Source organism: Photobacterium sp. WH24, assembly GCF_019204055.1.
Classification (GTDB): Bacteria; Pseudomonadota; Gammaproteobacteria; order Enterobacterales; family Vibrionaceae; genus Photobacterium; species Photobacterium arenosum.
The window spans coordinates 17951-29651 of the sequence record NZ_JAGSOZ010000013.1 but is presented as its reverse complement, the minus strand read 5'-3'; the positions used below and the strand labels follow the sequence as shown (position 1 = coordinate 29651).

Below are 11701 nucleotides of genomic sequence, written 5' to 3'. Positions count from 1 at the left end.
CTTCTTTATGTATGAATGCGTGTTGAACCATTGTGTACAAGGAAGACAGGCCAATGGCCAAGCCAGAAAAGTCAGATCGAAAGCAAGTTGCCGCCAGCCATAAAGACATCAGTCAGATACTGGTTTGCAGCGACTGTACCCGGGAACAGGCAAAGCTGACCGGCGAACTGGCGGCCAGATATGACAATGTTATCGGTTGTCGCTTCAGCCAGCTTGCGGCACTGACGGCACAGACGCAGGGCAGTGCACTGGTGATCAACTGGGCCAGAGCTGATGCCGAGCTGAGGATGCTGGTAGACCATGCAGACAGCCAACGGTGGCCGCTGGTGGTACTGCTCCGGCAGCTTGAGCATCAGGATATCGACCGGCTCCCTGCACCTAATGGCTATGTGCTTTTACCGGCGGACTCAGCAACGGCGCTGAGTGTATGGGTAGAAAGGGCATGCCAGGTCAGGGACAGCCAGAGTCAGATGGAAAATGCGCTGGCGACGCTGAATCGCCGCCTTGAGGACAGGCGGCTGGTGGAGCAGGCCAAAGGACTGCTGATGAAGCATCAGGGGCTGGATGAGGCAGAAGCCTATCGCCTGCTTCGTGAGGCCGCCATGCACAACAGCCAGAGTTTAGGCCAGATTGCGAAAAACCTGCTGCTGAGCCTGAACCGTTTATGACCCGGTAATACGCTAATGGATTCCCGCCTGCGCGGGAATGACGAGAGAGCGAGAGAATGCCGGTGGCATTAGCCTGTCATCCCCGCGTAGGCGGGGATCTACAGAGCAGAGACTGGTGAATTAAAGGTAAGGTGGTCTAGCCGGTATAAACCCGCGCTAACGTCACGCGCCACTGAAAAAATTGATCAATACAGCAACGTCGCTGCTCCTTTCGGGGAGAGCGGCGTTTTTTGTTTTTAACGCTTTGTTTTTTATCTATGGAAGAGGTTTGGATATGGAATCGATCAATCGATGGATGATAGCCGGCATCGCAAGTGCCAGTCTGATATCGCTGTCGGCACAGGCCCAGGTAGGTCCGCCGGAAAAAGATGAATTGAAGTTCGGCTTTATCAAGCTGACCGATATGGCCCCGTTGGCCGTGGCGTATGAAAACTTCTTCTTCGAAGACGAAGGCCTGTACGTGTCACTGGAAGCTCAGGCCAACTGGAAAGTGCTGCTGGACAGAGTGATTGACGGCGAGCTGGATGGCGCCCACATGCTGGCCGGACAGCCGATTGGCGCCACCGTAGGTATAGGGACCAAAGCGGAAGTGATCACGGCGTTCAGCATGGATCTCAACGGCAATGCCATTACGGTTGCCAATAACGTCTGGGACGCGATCAAGCCGAACATAGCGAAAACAGACAACGGCACCCCCCGGCACCCAATCAGTGCCAGCGTGCTTAAACCTGTGATTGCCTCGTATCAGGCGCAAGGTAAGTCGTTCAACATGGGCATGGTGTTTCCTGTCTCCACACACAACTATGAGCTGCGTTACTGGTTAGCTGCCGGGGGAATACATCCGGGGTATTACGATCCGGCCCACGGCGATAACAGCGGCCAGCGTCAGGCTGATGTGCTGCTGAGCGTCACTCCACCGCCGCAAATGCCCGCGACGCTGGAGGCCGCGACCATTCAGGGGTACAGCGTCGGCGAACCCTGGAATCAGCAGGCCGTATCCAAAGGTATAGGCGTGCCGGTGATTACCGATTACGACATCTGGCGTAACAACCCGGAGAAAGTGTTCGGGGTCAGCAAAGCCTGGGCAGATGCCTATCCCAATACCCATATTCGTGTGGTGAAAGCCCTGATCCGGGCTGCTCACTGGCTTGACGAAAAAAACAATGCCAACCGGCAAGAAGCGGTGGCCTTACTCGCCCGCAGCCAGTATGTGGGGGCAGATGCCAAGGTGATTGCCAACAGTATGACGGGCACCTTCGAATATGAAAAAGGCGATATCCGCCCGGCGCCGGATTTCAATGTGTTCTTCCGCTACCACGCCACCTATCCGTATTACAGTGATGCCGTCTGGACTCTGACCCAGATGCGTCGCTGGGGGCAGATCCCTGAAGCGAAATCTGATGACTGGTATATGTCGATCGCCAGACAAGTCTACCGCCCGGATATCTACCGTCAGGCCGCTGAAGCCTTAATCGAAGAAGGCAAGCTGACTGCGGCCGATTTTCCTGACTTTGATCAGGAAGACGGTTTCCGTCCTCCGCAGCAAGGTTTTATCGATCAGATCACTTTTGATGGCCAACAGCCCAATGCCTACCTCAACAAGTTCGCGATTGGTCTGAAAGGCGACGACACACTGTAAGGAGTACCGCTCATGGCATCGATTCTCACATTACCGGCTATCCCGAAACCGGCCAAGGTGATTCATTTCAGTCGCGGACTGGCTTTTCCAGCACTGGGACTGCTTGTCTTTCTGGTGATCTGGCATCTGGCGGCCAGTCAGGTCAATACCTCGCTGGGAACCTTACCTGGTCCCGCGCAGACCTGGCAGCAATTTAGCGGTCTGGTGGACGAACATCAGCGTGAACGCAGCCGCGAAGCCGCGTTCTACGAGCGTCAGGAAAAACGCAATGCGGCCACGCTGGCGCAAAATCCGCAGGCAGAGGTGAAAACCCGTGAGTACACAGGTAAACCGACTTTCTTTGATCAGATTGGCACCAGTTTGCTGACAGTGGCCGCCGGTTTCCTGCTGGCTTCTGCTTTAGCCATTCCTGCCGGGATCGTGCTGGGGCTGAACAAGAGCCTGTACGCGGCCTTTAACCCTGTGATTCAGCTGTTAAAACCGGTGTCGCCGCTGGCCTGGCTGCCCATCGTCACTATGGTGGTGAGTGCGCTCTATGTCAGTGACGATCCGCTGGTATCTAAGTCTTTTCTCAATTCACTGTTTACCGTTGCGATGTGCAGCCTGTGGCCGACCTTGATCAATACGGCTGTGGGCGTCACAGCGGTCGATAACGATCTGCTCAACGTCAGCCGGGTGCTCAAGCTGTCGCGCTGGCAGCATGTCAGAACCATAGTGCTGCCGTCTGCTGTGCCCATGATTTTCACCGGTCTGCGCTTGTCACTCGGTGTGGCATGGATGGTACTGATCGCCGCTGAAATGCTGGCGCAAAACCCGGGGCTGGGCAAGTTCGTCTGGGATGAGTTTCAAAACGGCAGCTCAGCATCACTGGGCAGAATCATGGTGGCCGTTGTGACCATAGGTTTTATTGGTTTGCTGCTCGATCGCGGCATGCTCAGCCTGCAACGACATTTTTCATGGAATAAACAGCTGAGCCTGCGCTGAGTCAGCTGAAGACAAGGAGAGAACCATGTCACGCGAATATTTATTGCTCAGTTATCTGGGAATGCGATTTCCGACGCCAAACGGCGAGTTTGTGGCGCTGAAAGACGTCAACTTCACCATCAATAAAGGAGAGTTCATTTCTCTGATTGGTCACTCAGGGTGTGGTAAATCCACTGTGCTTAATCTGGTTGCGGGCTTGCTCGATGCAACTGACGGCGGGGTGATCCTGGAAGGCCGTGAAATTGACGGTCCGGGCCCTGAGCGGGCTGTGGTGTTTCAGAATCATGCTTTGCTGCCCTGGCTGACGGTGTACCAGAACGTCGAACTGGCGGTGAAGCAGGCCTGCAAAGGCAAAGCGTCGGCCGCGATCCGTGATGAAGTGATGCATTACCTGCAACTGGTGCAGATGGATCACGCCCACGACAAGCGGCCGGATGAAATTTCCGGTGGGATGAAACAACGGGTCGGCATTGCCAGGGCGTTGGCCATGCAGCCTAAAGTGCTGCTGATGGACGAGCCCTTCGGCGCGCTGGATGCGCTGACGCGGGCGCATCTGCAGGATGCTTTGATGGCAATTCAGGCCGAGCTGAATAACACCGTCATTATGATCACCCATGACGTTGATGAGGCGGTGCTGCTGTCAGACCGCATCGTGATGATGAGCAACGGCCCGGCGGCGACGATCGGTGAGGTGCTGGATATCGATTTACCGCGACCAAGGGACAGGGTCGCGCTGGCCGATGATCCGGTTTATCAGCGGCTGAGACAAAGCGTGCTGCGTTTCCTTTATGAGAAACAACGCAAAGTGGAGCCGATCCCGGACAAGAAAAGCAACAAGAAAGTGGCCTGATCGGGCGCAGCAGTGACATCGCGAATGTGCAGGAGAGTATTATGTTGATGCAAAGAGAAAAATTACTGGTGGTGGGCAACGGCATGGTCGGCCATCACCTTATTGAACAACTGGTGGCGAAGAACGCTCATCAGCGTTATCAGATCATTGTGTTGGGTGAAGAGCGCTTTGTCGCTTACGACAGGGTGCATCTGTCATCGTTGTTTTCCGGCAGCGAACATCAGGATCTGCTGCTCAGCAGTGAGCAGTGGTATCAGGACAATGGCATTGAGTTGCTGCTCGGTGAGCAGGTTGTGGCTATCGATCGCGACAAGCAAAGAGTGACACTCGCCAGCGATACCCAGCTGGCCTATGACAAGCTGGTGCTGGCAACCGGTTCATTCCCCTTTGTGCCGCCTGTGCAGGGCAGCGACCGGGACAACTGCTTTGTCTACCGTACCCTGGATGATTTGTCGTCCATCAAAACCGCCTGTGCCGGTGCCAGAACCGGTGCCGTAGTGGGCGGTGGCCTGCTCGGGCTGGAAGCGGCAAACGCATTGCGTTTATTGGGTCTGGAAACCCATGTGGTGGAATTTGCGCCCCGGCTGATGCCGGTGCAGATTGATGATGCAGGCAGTGCGCTGCTGAAAAGCAAAGTGTCTGAGTTGGGTGTGCAGGTCCACACTCAGCGTGCTACTACGGCGATCACTGATGGTGAAACCGCTTTTCACAGAATGAACTTCAGCGACCATGAGCCGCTGGAAGTGGATGTGATCGTCTTCTCTGCCGGTATCCGGCCGCAGGATACGCTGGCGCGCCAGTGTGGTCTGGAGATCGGCGAGCGCGGCGGCATTGTGATCAACGATGCCTGCCAGACCAGCGATCCGGATATTTACGCCATCGGAGAATGCGCCCTGTGGCAGCAGCGAATCTTTGGGCTGGTGGCACCGGGTTACAGCATGGCACGTATTACGGCAGACCAGATTCTTGGCGGTGACAGCCGGTTCAGCGGAGCGGATATGAGCACCAAGCTGAAACTGATGGGCGTCGATGTGTCTGCCATAGGCAACTCGCTGGGTCAGGGCGAAGGTTGCCAGGAGATGGTGCTGCAGGACATGCGCGCCGGTGTCTACAAGAAGCTGGTGGTGAATGATGCCGGCGACAAACTGCTGGGGGCGATCCTGATTGGTGATAATCAGGACTATGATGCCTTGCTGCAATGCTACCTCAATGGCATGCCGCTGCCTGCTCATCCGGCCGAGCTGCTGTTTGATTGCTCTTCTTTGCAGGGCAGCAAAGACGCCGGTGCCATTATTTGTTCCTGCCACAATGTGACACGCGGTGACATTGCCGACGCGGTTCAGGCCGGGACGCACGAGCTGTCTGAATTAAAAAGCTGCACCAAGGCCGGCACAGGCTGCGGCGGCTGCAGCACTATGGTGAAAGCCATACTCGATGAAGAGCTGGCCGCCCTGGGCATGGAAGTTAATAACCATATCTGCGAACACTTCGCTTATACCCGTCAGGAGCTGTTTCATCTTGCCCGAGTCGAGCAAATCCGCAGTTTTGACGAGCTGATCGCCCGCCATGGTCAGGGGATGGGTTGTGATGTTTGTAAACCCGCCGCCGCCTCGATTTTTGCCTCTTTGTGGAATGAACATGTTCTGGATGCCAAGCATCAGCCGCTACAGGACACCAATGATGCCTTCCTGGCTAACATGCAAAAAGACGGCAGTTATTCTGTCGTGCCTCGGATACCGGCCGGCGAGATCACGCCGGAAAAACTGATTGTGTTAGGGGAAGTGGCTAAACAATATGATTTGTACACCAAGATCACCGGAGGCCAGCGTGTCGATCTGTTTGGCGCTCAGCTCGAACAGTTACCGGATATCTGGCAGGCGCTGATTGACGCCGGATTTGAAACCGGTCATGCCTACGGCAAGTCATTGAGAACTGTCAAATCCTGCGTTGGTTCCACCTGGTGCCGCTATGGTGTGGATGACTCAATGGGCCTGGCCATTATGCTGGAGAACCGTTACAAGGGCCTCCGCTCACCGCACAAACTCAAGTTTGCCGTGTCCGGTTGTACCCGGGAATGTGCCGAAGCACAGAGTAAAGATATCGGTGTGATTGCGACAGAAAATGGCTGGAACCTGTATGTCTGCGGCAACGGCGGGATGCGCCCGCGCCATGCGGATCTGCTGGTGTCTGATCTGTCTACCGATGAGCTGGTGACCATGATAGACAGGGTGCTGATGTTTTATGTCCGCACGGCCGATAAGCTGCAGCGCACCTCAGTGTGGCTGCAAAATCTGGAAGGCGGTCTGGACTACCTGCGCAGTGTAGTGGTGGAAGACAGCCTGGGCCTCAACGCCGAGCTTGAAGCGCAAATGAATCATGTGGTGGATACCTACCAATGTGAATGGAAAACCACCTTGTCAACGCCGGAAAAACTGGCCCGCTTCCGCCGCTTTGTCAATGAAGGTGACGCCGCTGCAACACCGGATTACCGACGCGAACGCGGTCAGCGTATTCCGGTCCGGATGGTCGATCCTAAGGCGGAGTTAATTCAGCAAACAGAACAGGAGGGCGCATGAGCTGGGATAAAGTCTGCGATCTGGATGCCCTGATTACCAATTCAGGTATGGGCGCAATAGTGGGAGGGCGGCAACTGGCCCTTTTTTACCTGCCAACCCAAGAGCCAGCGGTCTTTGCGCTGGATAACTGGGACCCCATCGGTAAGGCGTTTGTGATTGCCAGAGGCATAGTGGGAGACATCAAAGGGGAAGTGTGTGTGGCCTCACCCCTGTATAAACAGCATTTTAGCCTGCAAACCGGCCAGTGCCTGGAACAGCCCGACGTCAGTGTGCCTGTCTGGCCAGTGAAAGTAGAGAAAGGGGAGGTGTGGATAGACACAACTTCATAAACGCACCCGGTTAATACGACAAATTGCACCTCACTCAGAGAATAAAAAAAGCCCGCATCATTGCGTGACGCGGTACGAGCCAGCCAGAGGATCCTCATGGCTGGCTTTTTCATTCAATGGCTTACATTGTCGAAAAATTGACGCTGGTAAAAAACATCATTCTGGGAATTACCAATTTTATTGTCAGTCAATCTGTACCTTTTGTGTGAATTTTGAGCGTTATCAAATTTCACAACAGCGTTTTTCCCATTACTTCTATGCTCATCTATTCATACAGGAAGACTCTCAAAAGACATTTTGGAAATGTTCTCAAAATACGCTGGCGGGAAATGGCTATTGATCATTGCGGATGCATTCGGGCTGTAGGCTGCACAGTGTCGGTATTGATTGTTTTGAACCTCATGACAATAAGGAAACCGTATGAATCAGGTATTTCAGAAGGCCAGGGATAAGCACATTCAACAAGCCACTAATAACGCAGAAGCAGAAAAAGAAACGGTTGAGCAACAGCAAGCTCGGTCGCACATTTTACTGACCACACTCGAAGATGCTGTGAATCACTTTGTTGCGCATAGCGGTGAGGACTTGGCAATGAATCAGGACAAAATGCGTGAATTGCATCGGCAGCATCCTCTCTGTCCGGAAGGTCAGGGATTGGCTGCACCGCATGATAGTCAGTGAGTACGGGCAAAGGAGAGGACAGAATGAAAAGCTGGTTTTCTGGATTAAGTATTGCTGCACGAATATGGATGCTGCTGGCTTTGTTTGCCGTAGGATTAGTGGTGAATACCTTTGTGAATGCCAGCAAATCGCGTGAATTTATGCGAGACAATTATGAACGGGGAGTGGTGAATCTGGTCGAGAGTGCTATCAGCGTGATTGAGTACTACCACGGGCTCAGTCAGTCCGGTGTTCTGAGTGAACCTCAGGCGAAGTCTGACGCCATTGCGGCCATTGCAGCCATGCGGTTTGATCAGGGCAATTATATCTTTGTGAACGACCGAAACGGGATTCAACTGGCGGGCGTGAAGTCCCTGATTGGCACCAATACAATGGGTCTGGAAGATGCGGAAGGCTTTCAGTTTGTGCGTCAGTTATATGTCGAAGCCAGAAACGGCGGGGGTTTTGTCGATTATGCTTGGCACAGTGGCCAGAGTACCAATGCGTCTGAGGCTAAAACCAGTTATGTGCTGGAATTCGCCCCGTGGCAATGGCTGGTTGGCAGTGGTATGAATATGCAGGCGCTGCAGACGGATGTACAGAAAGCTGAAATTATCTCACTGACGAATGTCGGTATCATGCTGGTCGTGCTGTCTGTTCTGATTGCGCTGATGATCCGTTCAATTACCAAGCCACTGAAACAGACCGTGGGTGCGATGAAAGCCCTGTCCCGTGGTGAAGGCGATTTAACCCAGCGCCTCAGAGAAGAAGGCGCGCGGGAATTGGTGGATCTGTCACGGTATTTCAATCAGTTTGTCGCATCGGTTCAGCAGATCATGGTGCAGATCAGTACGGCGGGCACTCAGGTTGCGACGGCTGCCAATCAGGTGTCGTCATCAATTCATACCGTCGATGGCAATTTAAACCAGCAGCAAAACGATGTTGAACAATTGGCAACCGCCATGAACGAAATGCTGGCGACGGTAGAAGAAGTCAGCCGCCGCACGGTCGAAGCTAACGACGCCAGTTTGTCAGCGGCCAAAGGCACCTTGAATGGAAAAACCATTGTTGACAGAAATGTCGAAGAAGCCAATCTGCTGGCGGATAATATTGACCAGGCCAGCAAGGTGGTAGAGCAACTGGCCGCCAACAGCCGCAATGTGGATACCGTACTGGAAGTAATTCGCGGGATTGCCGAGCAAACCAACCTGCTGGCATTAAATGCCGCGATTGAAGCCGCCCGTGCCGGGGAAGCCGGACGCGGTTTTGCCGTGGTTGCCGATGAAGTCAGAACCCTGTCGCAGCGCACTCAGGAATCGACGCTGGAAATCCAGAAAATCGTCGAGCAACTTCAGCACGGCGCAGAAAATGCGGTGAAAGTGATGGCAACAGGCACAGAAAAAGCCAGTAACGCGTCGAAAATCTCCATCGAAGCCGGTGAAGCCCTGAACATCATCAATGGCGAAGTCCAGACCATTCAGGCGATGAACCAGCATGTCGCCACCGCCACAGAGCAACAAACCCTGACCCTGAACGACATTAACTGCAATGTGGTCAGCCTGAAGGATATGTCCCTGTCGGTGGCGACAGAGTCAAACCAAATGGCGCAGGCAAGCGATGAGTTAATCCATGTCTCTGCTGATCTCATGACGATGATCAACCGGTTTAAGCTGGCCTAATCGCCAGCTTTGGATTGTGAAATATATGGAATTCGTTTTTGCGGTGACTTTTTGATTAACTCATCGATATAAAGGTAGAAAATGTCATCCCCGCCTCTCCCTGTCATCCCCGCGAAGGCGGGGAGCCAGTGACGGTGGAGAATATAACCTAGGGTTAAATGAATGCATCCGATCTTCATTTGCTTCTGATACCGTGCGATATGGATTCCCGCCTTCGCGGGAATGACGACTTAACCATATGATAATAAATTAGAAATGTATTTTGTTGGGGTGCGATAGCCAGGGCTATGAATTTCAAGAGTTGTGTTGGTGAAGGAATGTGTGACAGGCTTTTGCCCCATTGTTGGTTAGAGGGGCAGTGCAGTGCTTGTCCGGGCATTTTTTTGTTGCCCGGCAAAGCGGGCAAACCTTTCAGGTTGAGTTAACCCAGACGAGCGTACTTTCAGGTTGCTCGTCTGCGGTGAAGACATTGCAAAACAAGGCCGTTGTACTGATTTGTTGCCTGAAATCACACTGTGGTTGATTTAATACAGCAACCCTGAAGCCGTGCTCTAGTCTTGGAAACGGGATGTTTAGGGGGTCTTGATAGAGCGCTTTGGCGGTAGCGTGGTTTGGGGTAATTCTGAGGATTTTGCGGGTATGTCGCGCTTACGTTTAGTGACAATCTCACCATTTCCGGATGCGCGCCAGGTACTCTTTTGAGGCAAAAAGAGTACCCAGAAATGCCTTGTTGTTCTTTGGTGTGGTCCGGGTCGGTTGTAGGCGCTCCCGGCGCCGACAACCTAAAAATTCGTCCTGAATTTTTCCCTGGGGGAGAGGCAAGCCTCGAACTTTTCATTTCTACTTTTATAGTACACGCCAAAATCTATTTAAATTAATTATAATTCAATATCTTACTGTCATTCCCGCGCAGGCGGGAATCCATGCGGCAAGTGCAATTCTATGGCTTCTCTGTACTGGGTAAGTGACCGATGTCGCTTTTTTCATTAGCTTATGTGTCGCTGATTTTTTGCGGTAAGTCATGAAATACAAGAAAAGTATTAAATATCAGTTGGTTAGAAGAAGTGGATTGAGTAGGATATACGACATGATGTCGTGTATCTTACTGATGGATTTATCTGGTTAAGCGTATTTAATTAAATATAATCAATATCTTAAGTTATTTCTGATTGAAAGAGTTATATGACAGAGTTATACGACATGGTGTCGTTGAATAAAATGTTAACTGGCAAGGAAGCAACCCGAGATCGATATCTTTTATTCAACTCATTGTCCAATAATGTGTGAATGCGTAGAATTGCGAGTAATTTATATTTATTAGTGGATTAAAGGTTGAACGTGTTTGAAATCATTGTCGAGAACAAAGAGTGGTTGTTTTCCGGAGTTGGAGTAGTGGTTGTTACTGCATTTTATACCCACTTTTTCAATAACAAGCCGATAGAATCAGGACAAAAAAAGGATCAAGTGATCGAGATAGAAGCTCCTGTAATGGAACAAACCGAACCAGAAACAGAAGTCAGTCAAATTTCCCAACGGCTAGTTTTAGTTTTAGAACTAATGAACGAGAAAAGAGAGTATTCGAAGTTTACTATTGCACAATTAGCTCAAATCATGAAGCTACATAAAGTCAGTGAACTTGAAGATATTTTCCGAGGCAAGGAAGAGCCTACATTTGAGTTTATTGAGCGGTTTTGTGATGTCTTTGGTGTTAACAAAACTTGGGTTATAGAGGGTAAGAGAGCACCATTTTCTAATGATGAACAGACGCTTGGAGAACCACTGTGGTATCTAGAGGTTATCGAAAATCTTAATCCGAAGCTAGTGTTCTTTGTTCGTAAAAACTCAAAAGAAGCGCCAGCATTTATAATGGTGAAATTAAATGATTACAAATTTAAAATATTTCACAGAACATGGCATATAAGTGATGAAGTAGGGGCTGGAGGTCAGCGACAGCTGGTTAGCTTTTATGAGCTAGTTAAGGCACTTCGCGATGAAAAAGGTTATTATTCGAAGTGCGGTGGTCTAACTCTGGATGAAGATGATTTCAAAGAGTTATTCCGCGGAGATAAGTATCCTGGTGTATATACAGAGCTGGGTCGATCAGAAGATCCATGGTGGGATGATTTAACAGATATTAATCATAGTTATCCGATCTCTGCCAATTATGGAGATTGTCATGGAAAAAGCTTTCTGAAAGCTCAAGAAATTATCAAGTGGAAACTACAAGATAACTAACATAAGCCAGTTAACAAATAAGGATACGTGTCGCGCAGCCGACACTTCTATCCGGGTGTTGAACAAGCCCGGACAGCCTTA

9 protein-coding genes are annotated in these 11701 nt (G+C 51.5%); all 9 read left to right on the top strand.

Features of this window, described 5'->3' with window-relative positions:
- Positions 1-53 precede the first annotated feature (53 nt).
- The 9 genes from KCG43_RS15525 (at position 54) to KCG43_RS15485 (ending at position 11620) form a co-directional block, all read left to right on the top strand.
- Positions 54-668: an ANTAR domain-containing response regulator gene (locus tag KCG43_RS15525; RefSeq protein WP_218386066.1), complete on the top strand. Its 615-nt coding sequence runs from the start codon at positions 54-56 to the stop codon at positions 666-668.
- A gap of 295 nt (positions 669-963) precedes the next feature.
- Positions 964-2307 carry a CmpA/NrtA family ABC transporter substrate-binding protein gene (locus tag KCG43_RS15520; RefSeq protein ID WP_370630702.1) on the top strand — a complete coding sequence of 448 codons (1344 nt, stop codon included), beginning with the start codon at positions 964-966 and terminating at the stop codon, positions 2305-2307.
- A gap of 12 nt (positions 2308-2319) precedes the next feature.
- The gene (locus KCG43_RS15515; RefSeq protein ID WP_218386061.1) at positions 2320-3291 is read left to right on the top strand and encodes an ABC transporter permease; all 972 of its coding nucleotides are present in this window, start codon (positions 2320-2322) and stop codon (positions 3289-3291) included.
- A 25-nt stretch (positions 3292-3316) separates the two neighbouring features.
- Entirely contained in the window at positions 3317-4141 is an 825-nt protein-coding gene (locus KCG43_RS15510; RefSeq protein WP_192017694.1) for an ABC transporter ATP-binding protein, read from the top strand.
- A gap of 47 nt (positions 4142-4188) precedes the next feature.
- Entirely contained in the window at positions 4189-6717 is a 2529-nt protein-coding gene (nirB, locus tag KCG43_RS15505; protein ID WP_218386216.1) for a nitrite reductase large subunit NirB, read from the top strand.
- Positions 6714-7046, top strand: coding sequence for a nitrite reductase small subunit NirD (nirD, locus tag KCG43_RS15500; protein ID WP_192017693.1), 333 nt, complete (start codon positions 6714-6716; stop codon positions 7044-7046). Before nirB ends, nirD begins: the two co-directional genes overlap by 4 nt.
- Before the next feature lie 420 nt (positions 7047-7466).
- Positions 7467-7727 carry a hypothetical protein gene (locus KCG43_RS15495; protein ID WP_218386058.1) on the top strand — a complete coding sequence of 87 codons (261 nt, stop codon included), beginning with the start codon at positions 7467-7469 and terminating at the stop codon, positions 7725-7727.
- 23 nt (positions 7728-7750) lie between these two features.
- Positions 7751-9385 carry a methyl-accepting chemotaxis protein gene (locus tag KCG43_RS15490; RefSeq protein WP_218386056.1) on the top strand — a complete coding sequence of 545 codons (1635 nt, stop codon included), beginning with the start codon at positions 7751-7753 and terminating at the stop codon, positions 9383-9385.
- A 1338-nt stretch (positions 9386-10723) separates the two neighbouring features.
- Positions 10724-11620 carry a helix-turn-helix transcriptional regulator gene (locus tag KCG43_RS15485; protein WP_218386054.1) on the top strand — a complete coding sequence of 299 codons (897 nt, stop codon included), beginning with the start codon at positions 10724-10726 and terminating at the stop codon, positions 11618-11620.
- Positions 11621-11701: the final 81 nt, after the last annotated feature.